Consider the following 17,535-nt stretch of genomic DNA (forward strand, 5'->3'; position numbering starts at 1 on the left):
CCCTCCGCGATGCGTCTCCTACTCGACCGTAACCGATTTCGCGAGATTGCGCGGCTGATCGACGTCGGTGCCCTTGGCGACAGCCACATGGTACGCCAGCAATTGCACCGGCACCGCGTAAACGAGCGGTGCGATCAGCGGGTGGACCTTGGGCATTTCGATCGTCGCCATGCAGCCGTCACCGGCTTCTGCGAGCCCTTCTGCGTCTGAAATCAAGACGACCTTGCCGCCGCGCGCCATGACTTCCTGCATGTTGCTGACGGTCTTTTCGAACAGCGGGCCCGAGGGAGCGAGGACGATGACCGGGACCGCCTCGTCGATCAGCGCGATCGGGCCATGCTTCATCTCACCCGAGGCGTAACCCTCTGCGTGGATGTACGAGATTTCCTTGAGCTTCAGCGCGCCTTCCAGGGCAAGCGGATAGTCGGGGCCACGACCGAGGTAGAGCACGTCGCGCGCGGGGGCGACGAGATGCGCCATCTTCGAGATTTCCTCGTCGTGCGCGAGCGCGGCGTTGAGTGCCGCAGGCGCCTCGATCAGATGCTTGACGATCTCATGCTCTTCCGCGGCGCTGAGCTTACCCTTTTTGAGCGCGAGATGCGCGGCGAGCGCGGCGAGCACCGCAAGCTGACAGGTGAAAGCCTTGGTCGACGCAACCCCGATTTCGGGACCGGCATGCGTTGGCAGCAGCAGGTCCGCCTCGCGCGCCATGCTGCTGGTGGGAACGTTGACGACGACCGCGATCGTCTGCCCGTTCGCCTTGCAGTGGCGCAGCGCCGCGAGCGTGTCGGCAGTCTCGCCCGACTGCGAAATGAAGAGCGCAAGCCCGCCCGGCTGGAGCACCGGGTCGCGATAACGGAACTCCGACGCGACATCGATGTCGACGGGAACGCGCGCGAAGGTTTCGAACCAATATTTGGCGACCATGCCCGCGTAGAAGCTGGTGCCGCACGCGACGATCGTAATGCGCTCGACCGTCGACAGATCGAAATCCATCTGCGGCAACGCGACCGTCTGTTCGAGCGGACGAATGTAGGAGGAGAGCGTCTGCGCGACGACGGTCGGCTGCTCGAAAATCTCCTTCTGCATGAAGTGGCGGTAATTGCCCTTTTCGACCGCGGCGGCCGTGACGCCCGAGGTCGTGATTTCGCGCGTCACGGGATTATTGTCGGCGTCGTAGATCTGCGCACCATCCTTGGTGATGACCACCCAGTCGCCCTCATCGAGATAGGCGATCTTCTGCGTCAGCGGCGCAAGAGCCAAAGCATCGCTGCCCAGATAGGTTTCGCCCTCGCCATAACCCACGACCAACGGCGAACCGAGGCGCGCCCCGATCAAAAGGTCGGAATGCTGGCGGAAGGCGATTGCGAGCGCGAAGGCGCCGCGGAGCTGCGGGAGGACCGCCTTCACCGCGTCCTGAGGTGACTTGCCCGCTTCGACCTGTTCGCTGACGAGATGTGCGACGACCTCGGTATCCGTCTCGCTCTCGAACTTACGGCCGCGCGCGGTCAGCGCCTCGCGCAGCGGCTTGAAATTCTCGATGATCCCGTTGTGGACCAGCGCGACCTCGCCTGTCGCATGCGGGTGCGCGTTGCTCGTCGTCGGCGCGCCGTGCGTCGCCCAGCGCGTGTGCGCGATGCCGACGGTGCCGGGCGCGGGATTGCCGGCGAGTTCCTTGACGAGATTGCCGAGCTTACCCTCGGCGCGGCGACGGATCAGTTGGCCGCCCTCGACAGTGCACACGCCCGCCGAGTCATAGCCGCGATACTCCATGCGCTTCAGCCCGTCGACCAGACGGTCCGCCACCTGGTCCTTGCCGATGATTCCGATAATTCCGCACATGTGGTCTGGCTTTCTTCTAAAGCGTGTAGGGAACGCGAATACCCGGCATCGACGCCGGAAACACCTTGATATTGCGTGTAACCAGGATGCGCCCGCTGATCTGTGCGGTCGCCAGTACGAAAGCGTCGGCCAAGGTCAAGCCCTTGCGCTCGGCGCGCAGCGCCGCGGCACGACGCGCGACCGCATCCCCGATCTCCTCGACCTGGAAGCAGCCGAGAAAGGCCTCAACCGCTTTCACCGATGTGGGGTCGGCCGCTGACATCACCTCGGTCCAGCTGACACGACTCACGCTCTTGCGCCCGGCGCGGCGGATCTCGGCCCGCGCCGCTTCGATGCCGTTCAGCGCGTCGATCAGGATGTCGCTATCGAACTGCGCGTCGATCATTCGCGCTTGCCCCTAAGCCGCCGCTGATATTTCAGCCCGTCGCCGATATCGTCGCGGGTGCGAAAGATTCCGAAGGCGTTATCGATCGCGTCGCCTGACACGTCCGCGCGATAGGCCGCTACCGCACGGCGAACGAGCTCGGCCCGTGACACGCCTAGCTCGGCCGCAAGCGCGTCGAGCCACTGGATATCGTCATCGGGGATGTCCGCGAGAAAGCGCATGCCAGATTGATATCATATCATGATATCAAATCAAGCGGGCAGTTGCTTTCGATAGACGAGAACGCCGGTTTTTTCGGCAATGCGATCGTATAGCAGCATCGCGGTATCGTTGGTTTCGTGCGTCAGCCAATAAACGCGCGGGAGCCCGCGCTCCTTCGCCGCGTCATAGACGGCCTCGATCAAGGCGCGGCCGACACCCTTGCCACGCGCGTCGGCGGTGGTGAACAGGTCCTGCAGATAGAGCGACGGCAGGAGCGAGGTGGTGCTGCGATGGAGCAGATAATGGGTCAGGCCGAGAAGGGCGCCGTCCTGCTCGGCGACCAGCGCGAACATCGGCTCATAGGGATCGTAGAAGCGATCCCAGGTCGCGGCGGTGACCTCGGGCGCCAGCGCCGTATCGCCGCTGCGGCCGTAGAAGGCGTTGTAGCCGTCCCATAGCGGGAGCCACCGATCGTAATCGGCGCGGGCCGCGGGCCGGACGATCAGGCCGCTCATGTCCGCCCGAAATTGCGGTCGACGAAGATCATCGCGAACTGCACCGGATCGGGCGCTTCGCCATTTCCTGCGGCGAAGCGCGCCTTGCCATCGGTCCAGATTTTCAGAATTTGCGCGGGCAGGTCGGGGCCGAATTTCATCTGCTGCTCGACGATCTGTTCCCAGCTTCCCTTCACGTCAAAGCTCTGTTCGAGCTGCGGCACCATCGCTTTGCAATAGCCCTCGGTCGCGGGGTCGAGATGGCCGATCGCTTTCAGCACCCAGGCGTCGACGAAGCGCAGGAAAGGCTTGTCGGTGTAGCGATCGGTCACTTTGTGTTCTCCATCCATTCGTCGCGCAGCAAGCCGAAGATCAGCGAATCGCGCACCCCAATGTGCGTTTCCCATTCGCCGCGCAGCCGCCCCTCATATTGGAAGCCAAGACGCTGGATTAAAGAGATCGACCCGGCATTTTCGGGATCGGTATCGGCAAAGATGCGGCGCAGCTTCAGATCATCGAAACCATGGTCAATCACCCGCGACACCGCTTCGCGCGCGATCCCGTTGCCCCAATGATCGCGGTTCAGGATATAGCCGACCTCCTTCACGTCGGGCTTGCCGTCGATCAGGATCACCCAGCCGAGCGCGACATCGTCACCGGCGGTGATCGCCCAGCAATCATAGCCCTGCCCCTCGGCGGCATTGCCTTTGACATAGTCTGCCGTCTCGGCGAGCGACGCGTGCGGCCCGCTCGACCACCAGGTCATCACTTCGGGATCGGACAGCACGGGAAAGAGCGCCGCGGCATCGTCCTCGCGCAATTGGCGCAGCACGAGGCGCGCGGTGGTCAGTGTCGGTGCAGGCATCGGGTTATTTCTTTTCCGCCGCTTTTTTCTTGCGCATTGCCTCGTGGAAACGGTCGGCCCAGCCGGGCTTGACCAACTGCTCGCCGCGCACAAGCCGCAGTTCGCCATCGGCGACGTCGCGCGTCACCGCGCTGCCGGCGGCGACGATCGCATCGGCGCCGATCTTTACCGGAGCGACCAGCGCGCTGTTCGATCCGATGAAGGCACGCTCGCCAATCTCGGTCTTATATTTGAAATAGCCATCATAATTGCAGGTGATCGTGCCCGCGCCGATGTTGGCCCCCGCGCCGACGGTGACGTCGCCCAGATAGGTCAGGTGGTTGGCTTTGGCGCCCTTGCCGAGCACCGCCTTCTTGGTCTCGACAAAATTGCCGATCTTTGCCTTTTCGCCAAGGACCGTACCGGGCCGGAGCCGCGCGAACGGACCGACTTCGCAGCCCGTGCCGACGATTGCGCCTTCGATATGGCAATTCGCGCGGATCTTCACATTGTCGGCGATCTTCGCGCCGGGGCCGAAGAAGACATTGGGCTCGATCGTTACGTCGCGGCCAAGCTCGGTATCCCAGGCGAACCATATGGTGTCAGGGGCGATCAGACTGGCGCCATCGGCCATCGCCTGCACGCGGCGGCGCGCCTGCCATTCGCTTTCCATCGCAGCAAGTTCGCCGCGGCTGTTGATACCGGCCACATCATAGGGATCGGTGACGACGACCGCACAATGCCGCCCGTCGCCGTTCGCGATATTGACGATGTCGACGAGATAAAATTCCTTCGCCGCATTGTCGTCGGTAACACGCGCGAGCAGCGCGAAGAGGTCGGCCGATTTCGCGGCCATCAGCCCCGAATTGCAAAGGCGCACCGCACGCTCGGCGTCGGTCGCATCCTTATGCTCGACCATCTTGGTGACATAGTCGCCGTCAGTGATGACGCGGCCATATTGCTGGGCATCGGCGGGCTCGAACGCCAGCACCACGACCGCGGGCGCATCGGGGGCATTGAGCCGGTCGATCATCGCCTGCATGGTCGCGGCGGGAACGAAGGGCACGTCGCCATAGAGGATCAGTACATCGCCGTCGAAGCCCGTCAGCGCGCCCTCGCCCTGCTGCACCGCATGGCCGGTGCCGAGCTGCGGCTCCTGAACCGCCAGGTCCGCGCTTCCCGCCAGCGCCGCCTCAAGCTGATCGGCCTTGTCGCCGACGATCACGACTTTCTTTGCCGGGCTCAATTCATCGACGCTCGCCATCAGGTGCAGCAGCATCGGGCGGCCGGCGATCGGGTGCAGAACCTTGTGCAGGTCCGATTTCATGCGGGTACCCTTGCCCGCGGCAAGGACGATGGCGGCGATGGGATTGCTCATGCGCGCTGCCATGCCAGCAAATCATTGCGGTTTCCAGAGCATCGCGCCATGCGGGGCCGATGAACGCATTTCCTTTCGCGACCGTCGGCTTCGACCTCGACGGCACGCTCCTCGATACGCTCGGCGACCTCGCTGCCGCGGTCAATCACGCGCTGGCACTGATGGATCGCGCCCCGCTGAGCCCGGACGCCGTGCGGCCGATGATCGGGCGCGGAGCGAAGCATATGCTGGAGGAAGGCCTGCGCGCGAGCGGCGGCGTTCCAGAGGGGGCGGTCGAGCGGCTCTATCCCGAACTGCTCGACTTTTACGGGGCGCATATCGCAATCGAAAGCCGACTTTTTCCTGGCGTAGTCGCCGCGCTGGACCGGCTCGACGCGCTGGGCGTAAAGACCGCCGTCGTCACCAACAAGGCCGAGCATCTTGCGCGCATGCTGCTTGCCGAATTCGGCTTGGCCGATCGCATGGCGACGATCATCGGCGGCGATACGCTGAATGTCCGCAAGCCCTCCCCCGAACCGATTCACGCGATGGTGGAGCGATGCGGCGGCGGCCGCGCGGCCTTTGTTGGTGACAGCATTTATGACGTCATGGCGGCAAAGAATGCCGGCGTGCCGAGCGTCGCGGTCAGCTTCGGCTTTCTCGATCGCCCTGCGCCGGAACTTGGAGCAACCTATGTGATCGACCATTTCGACGAACTGGTTCCGCTTCTCGCGACGCTTTAGGGCGGATCGACATTCAGTTCAGGTACGTGAGCACCGGAAGCACGCGAAATCGCCATTTGCAGGCTGTCATGGGCTGAATGTCGATCCGCCCTTAGCGCTTGCGCCACTTCGTCCAGAGATGCCTCGCAAGCATCGCAGGCGGCATGCGCAGCCAGTGCGAGCGAATATAGAAAGCCTGTTCGAGCAGCGGATCGGTGACGCGGCCCCAATCGTCGCGCGCCAACAGGCGGCGGCGAAACCACGCATCGGCCGGGTCCTGGCGATCCCATTTCCCGGGCAGCTCCGCTCCATAAAGATCGCGCGCCAACCGCGCCGCCCGATGTACGGGCGTCCGCAACCCGTGGAGATCGGCGCGCGCATCGAGCTTGCCCCAATAGTCCGCGTCGGCCAGCGCGAATTCGCGCGTCATCAGGTGGAAATCCCACAGATTGCGCAGACCGCCCTGCAAATCGCCGTCGGCGAGCATATGCGCCGCGCAGTGGCACGCCATGTCGGCAGGGTTCAGCACCGCATGGCCGCTTCCGCTTGTCACGGCGTCGCTCATCAGCGCCAGCGCATCGGGCGTAATCCGGTGGGTGCGCGGCAGGATCGTGTGGTGGACGTCGATCATCCGGTCGCGCACTTTGTGGATCATCGGCGGCAGCTCGTGCATATGCTCGCGGTAATAGGCGTCGTCATAGGGATCCGACTTCACCCATTCCCATCCCGCCTTGAGCAACAGATTTTCGGCGCGGCGGATGTCGGAGGCGAGAACGAGGATATCAAGGTCGCCGATCTGCCGCCCCGCGGCGCACGCCATATCGGCAGCGGCATAGGCTGCCCCCTTCAGCAGCACGAACTCGATGCCCGCGGGCGCGAGCGCGCGCCGCGCCATCTCCGCCTCCCACAAGGCCTGCGCCTGCGCGACCTTGGCGGCCGCGCGCTGGTCGGCGAAGAGCGCGGCGACAGCCCGCGGAACGTCGGCATCGACAAGACGATACGCGAGCGTCGCAAGCATCGCCTCGCTACGCGCGACCCCGATCACGCCGTCCCAGTCGCGCGCGAGGAGCGTAGCGGGAGCACGCCGAGCCGCGAGCAGGTCGACGAAGGTCCGCACCGCGCTCACCGGGCGGTTTCCGCCCAGAGCTGCTCAACCAGCGCGATGCCGGCGGCGCTGTCGGGATAGGAAATGCCGAACGCCGGCGTTTCGCGAACAAGCCGCGTCAGCGCGGCGAAGCCCGCTTCGCCAAGCGCGACATAGTTGGTCGACGCCTCGGTCAGCCGCACGAACGCCTCGCCCTCGCCCATCGGCTCGATCGCAGTTTCGCCGCCGAAGCGCGGAAACAGCAACAGGGCAGGACGCGCGGGTTCGTGCATCGCGGCAATGGCGCTGGCACGCGGGATCAGGTGACGAATGTCGCCCTTGGGCGTCGCCGCAAGCAATGGCCCGAGCCGAGCCGGATCGACATGCGCCGCGACCTCAGCAATTGCGTCATTCTTCAGGCTGACCGCGCGCGGAAAGGCAAAGGCGTCGCCCGCGGCGGGGTCGATCAGCGTGAATTCGTCGCCCATCAACCGCCAGTCGCCCTCAACGCCCTTCTCGCCGAGCAGCGCCGCGAGGGTCGATTTTCCCGACCCCGACTCGCCCGACATGATCAGCGCGCGGCCGTCCTTCGCGACCGCGCTCGCGTGGAGCAGCATGTGCCGCCGCCACCCGAGTGCGACCTGCAAATTCATACCCATTTCGGCCGCAAGCAGCCCCATCGACAAGGGGAGCGGCAGCGCGTCGGGAACGACAAAATCGCCCCCGATATGGACCGGGGGACGCAGCCGGCGCCGCCAGGGCCGCGCCGCGAACAGGCGCACCGTCGCGTCGGCGGGGCGCGCTTCGTCACGCGGATAGCCGGCGTAAAGTCGCTCAAGCGCCGCGATCGGTTCGGCCCAGTCGCTTCCGATCCGGAACTGCACCGGGCCGACGGCAATGCGCGTACTATGCCTCACGCCCGCTCCACCAACCCCATCGCCGCGAGTTCGTCGAGCCGCTCGGCAAGGATCGGCTGCACATCGTCATCGCCGTCGAAATCGAAGCTTGCCGCAAGCCGTGACGCGAGGAGCGCAGCACCGCACGGGTCGACGCCCATGGCTTCGAGGATTTCGGGCATCGGCGAGACGACGAGGTGCGTCTGCATGGACCGCCGGTCGAATATCGCGGTCAGCTCACCCAAGGGCTCGATACGCAGCGCGCCCGGCGGCGCGGCGCGATAGGTGCGATCAGTCATAGGTTTCGGCGGCGGCAGTCAGCTTCGCAAGGATGGCCATCAGCGTCGCGCGTTCGCCGGCGGTGATATTCGATTCAAGCTGCGCCTCGCTCGCCAGCGCCGCAGGAACGATCGCATCATAGAGCGAACGGCCCGTTTCGGTGAGTTCCAGATGATGTGAACGCCCGTCGGCTTCATGCGCCTGGCGCGCGATCAGATTTCGGTCGGCCAGCGCCTTTGCAGCGCGGTTCACGGTAACCTTGTCCATCCGCGTCGCCTGCACCAGCTCGCGCTGGGTCTTGGGCTGTCCCTCGCCGAGCACCGCCATCAGTCGCCATTCGGGAATCTTGAGCCCAAAGCGATTCTCATATTCGGCGGCGATCCGGCTCGAAAGGGCATTTGACGCGATGGACAGGCGGTACGGCAGGAAATTGTCGAGATTCAGCTTCTTCGCGGCCATGCCTTGTATATCCCAAAAACCGTGAACCCCGGCGCGGACCATCCTATCGCCTGTTTCGGACCTGTGAAGGGCGCAATGTCGGGAAAATCAGAAAGAAACGCGCGCGCCGACCCAGATCGTACGCGGCGTCGCGCGTTCGACGATACCCGACGAGGAAATCGCTGCAGGGACAAGTTCGTCGAACAGATTTTCACCACGCGCCTCGATGCTGATCGCCTCGGCAAGCTTCCACGATACACCTGCATCCAGCGTGAGCGCATCGCCCAGTTCCAGAAGCCCGAGGTCGTCCTCATTCTGCTTGCCGACATAGCGTAAGGTCGCAAAGCCACCGAACGGCCCATTCGCATTGCTGCGCAGCGACACGCTGCCGCCATGCTTCGCGATCTGCGCCGGGCGACGGCCGTCGAGCGTTGCGGCGCCGCCCGACGCGTCGACCTTTGCATCGGTGAAAGCATAAGTGGCGCGCAGCGTCGCGGGGCCGATCCGCTGCTCGGCGCTGACCTCGACGCCCTTGCTGTCGATCGCGTCGAGATTCTGCCGCTGGTTGAGGTTCGGCGCGAGCGTCACATTCGCGATCGCGTTCGTCAGATGATTGGCGAACAGCGTCGCGGACAGCTTCGTACCGTCGCTGTTCCAGTCGACCCCGACCTCGCCGCCCCACAGCCGTTCAGGCTTGAGCATTTCGTTTGCCGTAGTCACCTCGGCGCCGACGCGGAAAGGGCGGTAGAGTTCGTTGAGCGTCGGCAGGCGCCAGCCGCGATAGCCCGCGGCGCGCAACGACAGCGCGTCCGAGGTCCAGCGTACGCCTGCGCGGCCGCTGCCTTCCCACCCCTGCCGCGCCGCAAAGCGCAGGTCGGCGATCACGGGGCCGGAAATATTGCGTTCGAGACGATAGCCTTCGCCAAGCGACCAGCGATCGACGCGCCCGCTGAGCGTCCAGAGGAAGCCGTCATTCGCGTCGCCCGATGTCCATTCGGCGAAAGCGCCGACGGTATCGCTGCTGCCGCCGGCGATGCGGTGGCGGCCGGGGATCACGCCGCTAAAGAAGAAATCCTCTTCGGTACGGCCGACGGTGCGCCGCCAGTCGAGCCCGAGGCGCAGCGGATTGGCCCCGTCGAGTGCCGGACGCAGTTCGAACCGCGCGCCGAGCCCGGTCGCGGGAACGCGCTGGAACAGCGCCGGCGCGACGCTGTTCCGCCCCGCCGCGACGCTCGCAAAGCCGCTTTCGAAATCGCGGAGTTGGACATAGGCGAGCGCGAGCCATTGCGTCGCGCCGGCTGGATCGTGGACGAAGCGCAAGCTCGCATCGACACCGTCGAATTTGCTTTGCGTGAAATCGGTCCCGCGGTCGCGCCGGTCGGAAAAACCACGCACGCTGGCTTCGATCCGGCTGTCGTCACCGGCGTCGAAACGCAAACGCAGGCCAAGTCCGCCCTGTTCATAGGGCGCGGCGCGATCGACGCGGCCGCGCTGGCCGTTGGCGACGGGAATGAAGCCGTCGCCGCGGCTATAGCGGCCATCGACCGCCACCTTTCCCTCGCCGATTTCGCCGCCGGCCGACGCCGATGCGTCCCAGCCGTTGCGGCTGCCATAAGCGATGCTGGCTTCGACGCCATCGGTCATCGTCGAGAATAGGCCGACCGTTCCCGCCAGCGCTCCGGGACCATCGACCCCGCTCCCGCCGCCCCGGGCAACAAGGATGCCGCCAAGGTTGATCGCGTCATAGGCACTCCACGCGACCCACCCGCCGAAAGGGTCGGCCTGCGGTATACCGTCGAGCGTTACCAGCGCCCGCGCCGACGCGTTGCCGCCAAGGCCGCGCAACGTGATGCCCTGGCTGGTCGGGTGGGCGGAGCGCCCGTCCGATCGCCGAAACTGCACGATGCCCGCCTCGTCGCGCAGGCGGTTTTCGATGCGAGCGCCCAAGCCCTGTTCGGGATAGGCAATCAGGCTGGAGCCCTGCACCGTATCGCCGTCCGCCGGTTGGAGCGCCCCGCTCCCCCTTACGATGATGATTTCGGTCGGAATGCGCGGAACCCAAAAGCTGCAACAGCCGCCATCGAATTCGGATTCCTCCGTTTCAGCCTGCGCGTCCTGCGCCATCGCCGCCGCCGGCAATGCCAGCGCGGCCGTTCCGATCAGAAGGCGGATCACGCGGGCTTGACCGCGTCGGGATGCGCCTTCTGGAATGCCTCCAGCGCCATGCAGGCCGCGTCGATCTCGGCCAGCCGCGGAAAGGCGTCGAGCGGCACTTCGAAGCGGCGCGCGTTATAGATTTGCGGGACGAGGCAGCAGTCGGCGATCCCCGGCGTATCGCCGCCGAGATAGCGGCCGTCGCCCGCCATCGCCTCCAATGCCTCGAACCCCTGCATGATCCACGTTGCGATCCAGCGGTCCTTGGTCTGCTCGTTGAGGCCAAGGTCGCGTTTCAGATATTTGAGCACGCGCAGATTGTTGAGCGGATGGATATCGCTCGCGATCACCTGTGCGCGCGCCAATGCGACCGCGCGCGGCATCGCCTCTTCGGGGATCAGCCGCGGTTCGGGGTAAGCACGATCGAGCCAGTCGATGATCGCCATGCTCTGGATGATCGGTTCGCCGTCGACGACAAGCATCGGGACAAAGCCCTGCGCATTCTGTTCCAGATACGCATCGCTGCGTTGCTCGCCCGCGATCAGGCTGACCTCGACGCGCTCATAATCGAGCCCTTTCAGGTTCAGCGCGATACGCACGCGAAAGCTGGCCGAGGAGCGGAAATAATCGTGGAGGACGAGCTGGGTCATGACCCGCCTAATGCGATGCTTTCGGCATCTCCGCAATCCATTGCCGCAGCAGCGCCGCACCTTCCTTGTGCACCGTCGACCGCCCGACCTCGGGCATCGCGATGCCGGGGTCGGTGCTTTCGAGGCGATAGATCAGAAAGCTGTGGTCGGGGTCGCCCGGCGCAACAGCAAAGTCCATCCCCCCGCTCCCCCGCCCCGCCGCCGTCGGGCGCTTGCCGATACCATAGTTCACGCCCGCCGGGTCATCGGTCCAGCGCAGGAACAGCCCGCTGTTCGAGGCGCTGCCCGCCGGATTGTGGCAATGCGCGCAATTGACGTCGAGGTAGGCGCGCGCGCGATCGGCGACGCTGCCGGCCTTGGCATCGTCCCATTGCGGCATCACTGGCTTGAGCGCCGCCGGATTTTCGAAATAGAGGCTACGCAGCTTGCCCGACGCCGCCGGGTCGACGATGAAATTGCGCGCCTTGGGCCCGATCGGCACGATCTCTCCGCCAAGGCTGTGGCATTCCTTGCACTGATTCTTGTTCGGGACCGCGTAACGAATGCTATGCGTTTCGCCGTCGGGGCTCTTGAAGGTTACGGGAACGCGGCGCCCGCCCAAGGCCAAGGTCGCGTCCTTGCCGTCGGCATCCCAGATATAGGGAAGCGCCACCCACCCCGACGCCCGCCGTATCAGCAGGCGCGTCTCGACCGGCCGCCCGCCGTTGACGTCGTTCCAGCCAAAGCTTTTGACGAGCACCGTTCCCACCGGAAACTCGATGACTCCGTCGTTTCCGACCTTCGCCTTCTTTCCCGCCGGGATCGAGACGAAGCGATGCTTTTCGGTATAGTCGCTGAACAGCGGCGCGCGCAGCGTATAGCCGATGCCGGTCGCGGGCTGCCCGGGATCATTACCGCGAAACAAGCCGAACTCCGACAATTTGGGCGGCATCGCGTCGCTCTCCACGACAGCCTGATCGACGCCCGGCGGCGCAAGCGCCGCCCCACCGCTCGAGCATAATAATGCCGCAGAGAGCGCGGCCAATATCCGCTTCACCGGACCTTCGCCTCCATCGCATCGGGCAGCTTGATCACCGGCAGCGCCGGGGGCGGCGTGCCCTTCGACAGGTCCGCGGGTGCCGGCTTCGCTTCGCTCTGCGGCGTTCTCACATCGGGCAGGTTCAGCGAAAGCACCCCGACCTTGTCGAGCACGATGGCATCGCCCGCGCCATCCCACAGCACCGGCGGGATGCTGCCGCCGAGCGCCGCCGCGATCATGTCGCCGCCGGGAAATTTCGGCGCATAGCCGGCCTTGCCATGCTGATTGCCGCGCACGACGATGCCCTTCGGCAGCGGCTGGTACTTCGGATCCTTATGCTCGTAGCGATAGCCGACGATCATGACGTTTGCGGTGCCGTTCTGGTCGAACACATTGTCGAAAACCTCGACATTGCGGTTCGCCATGATGAGCACGCCCGTGCCGGTCGGGACGCTCGCGACAATATTGCCCTTCGGTGCAAAGTTCGGCGTACTATTGTCGTTGACGATATTTTCGAAGACACGGACATTGTGCCCGCCCTGCATCGGCAGGCTGGGCAGGTCGAACACGAGGATGCCGCCGGTATTCTTCGTCGCGATATTGTCGTGGACGTCGGCGCCATAGCTGTTCTCGATCTCGATCCCCGCGACATTTTCGGTCGCGATCGAATCGCGGACGACGATATTTTTCGACTGCCCGACATAAATGCCCGCATCCGACGCACCGCGCACGAAAACGCTGTCGATCAGCACGTCGCTGCTTTCGACCGGGTAGATACCATAGGCGCCGTTGGTTTCCTTTGGCCCCGCGGTCCATTCGACGCGCAGCTTGTAATAGACGATGCGGTCGGCGCCCTTCGACTTGATCCCGTCGCCCTTGGTGTTGAGCACGGCAAATTCGGTGAGCAAGACATCTTCTGAGGTGACGAGCAGCCCCTCGCCCGCGCCCTGCTGGCCCATAAAATCAAGGATCGACCCGCCCTCGCCCGCCCCGGCGCCGCGTACGGTAACATTGGCGACGTCGAGCGACAGGCCGTCGGTAAGCTTCCATACGCCCGCACCCAGTTGCACGATGTCCCCAGGCTCGGCGAGGATGAGAGCCTCTTGCAGCTTTTCATTGGCGTCGGGCGTTGTTGCGCTGACGCTGATAACTTTCGCCGCCGCCGGATTGGCGGCAAATGCTGCCACGATGCAAAGCGTCGCCGCGTGGCGCAGGCCATGGAATCGCATATGTCTCTCCCCTTATTTTCGGGGAACATGGTGCAAGACTTGACGGATGCCAAGCGTGTTGCTGACATATGTGTAGCTAACCCGGGGAGAGGTCGCTTTGATTCACAGATTTGGTTTGGCGCTTGTCGCCCTCATCGCCGTGCCGTCGATGGCCGCCGCGCCTGCGCCGATTGCCGGGCGCTGGAAAACCGACGATGGCAAGGCCGTCGTCGTCATGGCCGCGTGCGGCAACAAAATGTGCGGGCGCGTCGATCGCCTGCTGATCAAACAGCCCGCCGGCGGCCAGCTCGACGAACGTAACCCCGACAAGGCGAAGCGCGGCCGCAAGGTCACCGGCCTGCAGATTTACTGGGACCTTGTGCCGCATGGCGACGGCTGGAAGGGCGAAGGCTACAGCCCCGAGGACGGTCGCTATTACAAGGCGCATCTGCGCGCCAATGGCGGCAAGATGACGATGAAAGGCTGCGTCAGCCTGTTCTGTCGCACGGTGACGTGGACGAAGATGAGCTAATTCTTACCCTCCCCATCGCTTCGCGACGGGGAGGAAATTAGGATCAATCTTCGCCCAAAATCCAGTCGACCCCGGCGGAGACATGTATCCGCGTCGTGTCATAGATCGGCAGGAGATTGGCGTCGGTGTCAACCAGCATCACCAATTCGGTGCACGCCAGCACGATTGCCTGGATATCCTGCTTTGCGATGTCGGTGATAAAGGTCTTCATCGTGCGGCGCGAACTTTCGTTCACCTTGCCGAGCATCAACTCTTCATAGATGATCCGGTCGATCTCGTCGGCGCGGCTCGCGTCATAGGGCGCGAGCGTCAGTCCGTGGCGGACGAGGCGCTGGCGGAACCAGGGTTCGGTCATCACGTTGCGCGTGCCGATCACCGCCGCCGCCTTGATCCCGTCGGCCTTCATCTTCTCGCCGGTTTCGTCGACGATATGCAGGATCGGGATCGAGATCGCCGCAGCGACATCCTCGGCCACCTTGTGCATCGAATTGGCCGCGATCATCAGCGCGGTCGCACCCGCCGCTTCGAGCCGCTGTGCCGAGGCGATCAGCACGTCTTTGGCATGCGCCCATTGCTCCGGCGTCGTGATGCGCGACAGCTCGCAATAGTTGAGGCTTTCCATCAGGATCGGTGCCGAACAGGCGGTGCCGAGGCGCTTTTGCACGCCCTTGTTGAGATGGCGGTAATAAAGCTCGGTCGATGCCCAGCTCATTCCCCCGATCAGGCCGATTTTGCGCATTTCATCTCCAGAAAAACAGAAATCCGTTCGCCCTGAGCTTGTCGAAGGGCCGTTCTTTCATCCGGTAGAGGAAAAAACAGTGCCTCGACAAGCTCAGCACGAACGGAGTTTTGATCGGGTCGTCGGATTTAGTGCCCGCTACCGCTCAACGCCTTAACGATATCGTCGGCCATCTTCTTCGCATCGCCGAGCAGCATCATCGTCTGGTCCATGTAAAAGACGTCGTTGTCGACGCCGGCGTAGCCGACCCCGCCCATCGAGCGCTTCACGAACAGCACCGTCTTCGCCTTTTCGACGTCGAGCACGGGCATGCCGTAAATCGGCGAGGTCTTGTCGGTCTTTGCCGCCGGGTTGGTCACGTCGTTTGCACCAATGACGAAGGCGACGTCGCACTGCGCGAATTCGCCGTTGATGTCCTCAAGCTCGAACACCTCGTCATAGGGAACGTTGGCTTCCGCGAGCAGCACGTTCATATGGCCGGGCATGCGTCCCGCGACCGGGTGGATCGCATATTTGACGTTCACGCCTTCCTTTTTCAGCTGGTCGGCCATTTCGCGGAGCGCATGCTGCGCCTGTGCGACCGCCATGCCGTAGCCGGGGACGATGATGACATTTTCGGCCTGGCTCATCAGGAAGGCGGCGTCTTCGGCGCTGCCCGGCTTCCACGGGCGCTGTTCCTTCGAACCGCCCGCGCCACCGCCCGAATCGTCGGCACCAAAGCCGCCCGCGATCACGCTGATGAAACTGCGGTTCATCGCGCGGCACATGATGTACGACAGGATCGCACCCGATGAGCCGACGAGCGCACCGGTGATGATCATCGCGGTGTTGCCGAGCGTGAAGCCCATCGCCGCCGCGGCCCAGCCCGAATAGCTGTTGAGCATCGACACGACGACCGGCATGTCGGCACCGCCGATCGGGATGATCAGCAGGAAGCCGATCGCGAAGCTGAGGCCGGTGATCGTCCAGAACACCCACGGCGACTGGTCCTGCGTGAAATAAGCCGTCAGCGCGACGATCGCGGCGAGTGTGCCGAGGTTGATGATGTGCCGCCCGGGCAGCATGATCGGCGAACCCGACATATTGCCGTTGAGCTTGAGGAAGGCGATGACCGATCCCGAGAAGGTGATCGCACCGATCGCGATACCCAGCCCCATCTCGACACGGCTCACGACATGGATCTGTCCCGCGGCATCGGCGATGCCGAATGCGACGGGGTTGAGATAGGCGGCCGCCGCCACCGCGACCGCGGCGAGGCCGACAAGGCTGTGGAACGCCGCGACAAGCTGCGGCATCGCGGTCATCGCGATCCGCCGCGCCATCACGATGCCGATGACGGCACCGATGCCGATCGCAACGAGGATTTCGACCAGCCCGACCGTATCGAGGAGCCCGTCGGCGGTCGCCGGCGCGTGGGTGAGCAGCGTGGTCACGACCGCGATCAGCATGCCCGCCATCCCGAAGCGGTTACCGGCCTGCGCCGTTGCCGGGCTCGACAGCCCGCGCAGCGCTAAAATGAACAGGACGCCCGCTACCAGATAAGCGACGGCCGCCCAGGGATTGACCGCGAGGCCATGGCCGCCGGTCGCGGCGGAAAGGATCGACTGAAATTCCATCTCAGCGCTCCTTCTTCTTGTACATCGCGAGCATGCGTGCGGTAACTGCGAAGCCGCCAAAGATGTTGATGCTCGCCATTACCACGGCAGCGAGGCCGAGCCATTTCGACGACGCCGAGCCAGCGGCGGCGCTGGCGATCAATGCGCCGACGATGATCACCGACGAAATGGCGTTGGTGACGCTCATCAGCGGCGTGTGCAGCGCCGGGGTCACCGACCAGACGACGAAATAGCCGACAAAGCAGGCCAGTACGAAAATCGAAAAAATCGCGATAAAATCCACGGGCTCGCTCCCCTGCTGATTCCGTTTCGCGCACCTCTTGCCGCGCCCCGCCGGGTGTGTCGACTCCAAAGCACCCAAAAAGAAGCGCCCGCATTCCTCAGCGTGAGAAATGCGGGCGCTTTACGACATAAAATATCGCTTCGCCGGTCGGCCCGGCATCGTTTTTTACATCTTTGGAACGAGCACCGCGTCGATGACATGAACGACGCCGTTCGACTGACCGACATCGGCCTGCGTTACCGTCGCCTTGTCTCCGTTCGCACTGGTCAGCAGGATCGTGTTACCGCTCTTCGCCGCGATCAGGTCCTGCCCGTCGACGGTCTTGAGCACCGCCTTACCGCCACCTTCGGCGATCTTCGCGGCAAGGTCGGCGGCGGTCAGCTTGCCGGGAACGACATGATATTTGAGCACGCCCGCCAGCACGTCCTTCTGCGCCGGTCGCATCCAGCCGTCGCGCGTGACCGGCGGGACCTGCGCAAAAGCCGCATCGGTGGGCGCGAACAGGGTGAACGGCCCCGCGCCCGAAAGCGTCTCGGCAAGCCCGGCCTGCGTCACCGCCGCCGCCAGCGATTTGTGATCGGGCGAGGCCGCAAGATTTGCCGCGATCGTGCCGCTCGCCACCATTTGCGATGCGCCCGCGGCGGGCACGGGGGTGGTTTCGCTGTTAGCAGCTTTCGTCGTTTCCGTCGGTGTTTCGTTCTTGCCACCGCAGCCCGACAGCACGAGCGCGGCCGCTGCGGCCGTCAAGATCAGATGAGTTTTCATATTCTTACCCTTCGCATAACGGACGCAG

Annotated in this window: 21 protein-coding genes; 2 read left to right on the forward strand and 19 right to left on the reverse strand. The window is 64.3% G+C overall.

Features of this window, described 5'->3' with window-relative positions; genetic code table 11:
* Positions 1-18 precede the first annotated feature (18 nt).
* From glmS to glmU, 7 genes are read right to left on the reverse strand one after another with little or no spacing between them, the layout of a single operon-like run.
* Positions 19-1,842 carry a glutamine--fructose-6-phosphate transaminase (isomerizing) gene (glmS, locus tag KEC45_RS09685; protein ID WP_062180043.1) on the reverse strand — a complete coding sequence of 608 codons (1,824 nt, stop codon included), beginning with the start codon at positions 1,840-1,842 and terminating at the stop codon, positions 19-21.
* Between the two features lie 16 nt (positions 1,843-1,858).
* Positions 1,859-2,227 (reverse strand): PIN domain-containing protein, encoded by a 369-nt coding sequence (locus tag KEC45_RS09690; RefSeq protein WP_062180040.1) that lies wholly within the window; start codon positions 2,225-2,227, stop codon positions 1,859-1,861.
* Positions 2,224-2,448: a ribbon-helix-helix domain-containing protein gene (locus KEC45_RS09695; protein ID WP_062180036.1), complete on the reverse strand. Its 225-nt coding sequence runs from the start codon at positions 2,446-2,448 to the stop codon at positions 2,224-2,226. Before KEC45_RS09695 ends, KEC45_RS09690 begins: the two co-directional genes overlap by 4 nt.
* Positions 2,449-2,478: 30 nt before the next feature.
* Complete coding sequence (locus KEC45_RS09700; RefSeq protein WP_062180033.1) at positions 2,479-2,943, reverse strand: GNAT family N-acetyltransferase; 465 nt, start codon at positions 2,941-2,943, stop codon at positions 2,479-2,481.
* Positions 2,940-3,254: a hypothetical protein gene (locus KEC45_RS09705; RefSeq protein WP_062180030.1), complete on the reverse strand. Its 315-nt coding sequence runs from the start codon at positions 3,252-3,254 to the stop codon at positions 2,940-2,942. Before KEC45_RS09705 ends, KEC45_RS09700 begins: the two co-directional genes overlap by 4 nt.
* Positions 3,251-3,787 (reverse strand): GNAT family N-acetyltransferase, encoded by a 537-nt coding sequence (locus KEC45_RS09710; RefSeq protein WP_062180027.1) that lies wholly within the window; start codon positions 3,785-3,787, stop codon positions 3,251-3,253. Before KEC45_RS09710 ends, KEC45_RS09705 begins: the two co-directional genes overlap by 4 nt.
* Before the next feature lie 4 nt (positions 3,788-3,791).
* Positions 3,792-5,144, reverse strand: coding sequence for a bifunctional UDP-N-acetylglucosamine diphosphorylase/glucosamine-1-phosphate N-acetyltransferase GlmU (gene glmU, locus KEC45_RS09715; protein ID WP_238586626.1), 1,353 nt, complete (start codon positions 5,142-5,144; stop codon positions 3,792-3,794).
* A 59-nt stretch (positions 5,145-5,203) separates the two neighbouring features.
* Here glmU and KEC45_RS09720 point away from each other — a divergent pair, with 59 nt between their 5' ends.
* A complete protein-coding gene (locus tag KEC45_RS09720) occupies positions 5,204-5,866 on the forward strand; it encodes an HAD-IA family hydrolase (protein ID WP_062180021.1) in 663 nt (220 codons plus the stop codon).
* 91 nt (positions 5,867-5,957) lie between these two features.
* Here the strand turns inward: KEC45_RS09720 and KEC45_RS09725 are convergent, their stop codons facing one another.
* The 8 genes from KEC45_RS09725 to KEC45_RS09760 all read right to left on the reverse strand — a co-directional run bounded on the left by KEC45_RS09725 (position 5,958) and on the right by KEC45_RS09760 (position 13,593).
* A complete protein-coding gene (locus KEC45_RS09725; protein WP_083435756.1) occupies positions 5,958-6,971 on the reverse strand; it encodes a nucleotidyltransferase family protein in 1,014 nt (337 codons plus the stop codon).
* A complete protein-coding gene (locus tag KEC45_RS09730) occupies positions 6,968-7,846 on the reverse strand; it encodes an HprK-related kinase A (protein WP_062180018.1) in 879 nt (292 codons plus the stop codon). The genes KEC45_RS09725 and KEC45_RS09730 overlap by 4 nt, the downstream gene beginning before the upstream one ends.
* The gene (locus KEC45_RS09735; protein ID WP_062180016.1) at positions 7,843-8,124 is read right to left on the reverse strand and encodes an HPr-rel-A system PqqD family peptide chaperone; all 282 of its coding nucleotides are present in this window, start codon (positions 8,122-8,124) and stop codon (positions 7,843-7,845) included. The genes KEC45_RS09730 and KEC45_RS09735 overlap by 4 nt, the downstream gene beginning before the upstream one ends.
* Complete coding sequence (locus tag KEC45_RS09740; RefSeq protein ID WP_062180013.1) at positions 8,117-8,563, reverse strand: MarR family winged helix-turn-helix transcriptional regulator; 447 nt, start codon at positions 8,561-8,563, stop codon at positions 8,117-8,119. Before KEC45_RS09740 ends, KEC45_RS09735 begins: the two co-directional genes overlap by 8 nt.
* Before the next feature lie 87 nt (positions 8,564-8,650).
* Positions 8,651-10,717, reverse strand: coding sequence for a TonB-dependent receptor (locus KEC45_RS09745; RefSeq protein WP_062180010.1), 2,067 nt, complete (start codon positions 10,715-10,717; stop codon positions 8,651-8,653).
* Positions 10,714-11,346 (reverse strand): maleylacetoacetate isomerase, encoded by a 633-nt coding sequence (gene maiA / locus KEC45_RS09750; RefSeq protein ID WP_062180008.1) that lies wholly within the window; start codon positions 11,344-11,346, stop codon positions 10,714-10,716. Before maiA ends, KEC45_RS09745 begins: the two co-directional genes overlap by 4 nt.
* Positions 11,347-11,353: 7 nt before the next feature.
* Positions 11,354-12,382 (reverse strand): SO2930 family diheme c-type cytochrome, encoded by a 1,029-nt coding sequence (locus KEC45_RS09755; protein WP_062180005.1) that lies wholly within the window; start codon positions 12,380-12,382, stop codon positions 11,354-11,356.
* Positions 12,379-13,593: a parallel beta-helix domain-containing protein gene (locus KEC45_RS09760; protein ID WP_252171988.1), complete on the reverse strand. Its 1,215-nt coding sequence runs from the start codon at positions 13,591-13,593 to the stop codon at positions 12,379-12,381. The genes KEC45_RS09755 and KEC45_RS09760 overlap by 4 nt, the downstream gene beginning before the upstream one ends.
* Positions 13,594-13,708: 115 nt before the next feature.
* On the opposite strand from KEC45_RS09760, the gene KEC45_RS09765 reads away from it, so the two are divergent.
* Positions 13,709-14,104 carry a DUF2147 domain-containing protein gene (locus KEC45_RS09765; protein WP_062179998.1) on the forward strand — a complete coding sequence of 132 codons (396 nt, stop codon included), beginning with the start codon at positions 13,709-13,711 and terminating at the stop codon, positions 14,102-14,104.
* 43 nt (positions 14,105-14,147) lie between these two features.
* Here the strand turns inward: KEC45_RS09765 and KEC45_RS09770 are convergent, their stop codons facing one another.
* The 4 genes from KEC45_RS09770 to KEC45_RS09785 form a co-directional block, all read right to left on the reverse strand.
* Entirely contained in the window at positions 14,148-14,843 is a 696-nt protein-coding gene (locus tag KEC45_RS09770; protein ID WP_062179995.1) for an aspartate/glutamate racemase family protein, read from the reverse strand.
* Positions 14,844-14,971: 128 nt separating this feature from the next.
* On the reverse strand, positions 14,972-16,459 hold the full coding sequence (locus tag KEC45_RS09775; protein ID WP_062179992.1) for an NAD(P)(+) transhydrogenase (Re/Si-specific) subunit beta: 1,488 nt from the start codon (positions 16,457-16,459) through the stop codon (positions 14,972-14,974).
* Position 16,460: 1 nt separating this feature from the next.
* Entirely contained in the window at positions 16,461-16,742 is a 282-nt protein-coding gene (locus KEC45_RS09780) for a proton-translocating transhydrogenase family protein (protein ID WP_039573456.1), read from the reverse strand.
* Between the two features lie 165 nt (positions 16,743-16,907).
* Positions 16,908-17,507, reverse strand: a complete 600-nt coding sequence (locus tag KEC45_RS09785) for a fasciclin domain-containing protein (protein ID WP_062179989.1) — start codon at positions 17,505-17,507, stop codon at positions 16,908-16,910.
* Positions 17,508-17,535 lie beyond the last annotated feature (28 nt).

The organism is Sphingopyxis sp. USTB-05, from assembly GCF_023822045.1.
Lineage (GTDB): Bacteria > Pseudomonadota > Alphaproteobacteria > Sphingomonadales > Sphingomonadaceae > Sphingopyxis.

Bases quoted from the DNA above. Each gene is read 5' to 3' on its own strand.
- KEC45_RS09740 (WP_062180013.1), bottom strand. From the start codon at position 8,563: ATGGCCGCGAAGAAGCTGAATCTCGACAATTTCCTGCCGTACCGCCTG.
- KEC45_RS09760 (WP_252171988.1), bottom strand. From the start codon at position 13,593: ATGCGATTCCATGGCCTGCGCCACGCGGCGACGCTTTGCATCGTGGCA.
- KEC45_RS09695 (WP_062180036.1), bottom strand. From the start codon at position 2,448: ATGCGCTTTCTCGCGGACATCCCCGATGACGATATCCAGTGGCTCGAC.
- KEC45_RS09690 (WP_062180040.1), bottom strand. From the start codon at position 2,227: ATGATCGACGCGCAGTTCGATAGCGACATCCTGATCGACGCGCTGAAC.
- KEC45_RS09775 (WP_062179992.1), bottom strand. From the start codon at position 16,459: ATGGAATTTCAGTCGATCCTTTCCGCCGCGACCGGCGGCCATGGCCTC.
- KEC45_RS09720 (WP_062180021.1), top strand. From the start codon at position 5,204: ATGAACGCATTTCCTTTCGCGACCGTCGGCTTCGACCTCGACGGCACG.
- KEC45_RS09735 (WP_062180016.1), bottom strand. From the start codon at position 8,124: ATGACTGATCGCACCTATCGCGCCGCGCCGCCGGGCGCGCTGCGTATC.
- KEC45_RS09785 (WP_062179989.1), bottom strand. From the start codon at position 17,507: ATGAAAACTCATCTGATCTTGACGGCCGCAGCGGCCGCGCTCGTGCTG.
- glmS (WP_062180043.1), bottom strand. From the start codon at position 1,842: ATGTGCGGAATTATCGGAATCATCGGCAAGGACCAGGTGGCGGACCGT.
- KEC45_RS09710 (WP_062180027.1), bottom strand. From the start codon at position 3,787: ATGCCTGCACCGACACTGACCACCGCGCGCCTCGTGCTGCGCCAATTG.
- KEC45_RS09700 (WP_062180033.1), bottom strand. From the start codon at position 2,943: ATGAGCGGCCTGATCGTCCGGCCCGCGGCCCGCGCCGATTACGATCGG.
- KEC45_RS09770 (WP_062179995.1), bottom strand. From the start codon at position 14,843: ATGCGCAAAATCGGCCTGATCGGGGGAATGAGCTGGGCATCGACCGAG.
- glmU (WP_238586626.1), bottom strand. From the start codon at position 5,144: ATGAGCAATCCCATCGCCGCCATCGTCCTTGCCGCGGGCAAGGGTACC.
- maiA (WP_062180008.1), bottom strand. From the start codon at position 11,346: ATGACCCAGCTCGTCCTCCACGATTATTTCCGCTCCTCGGCCAGCTTT.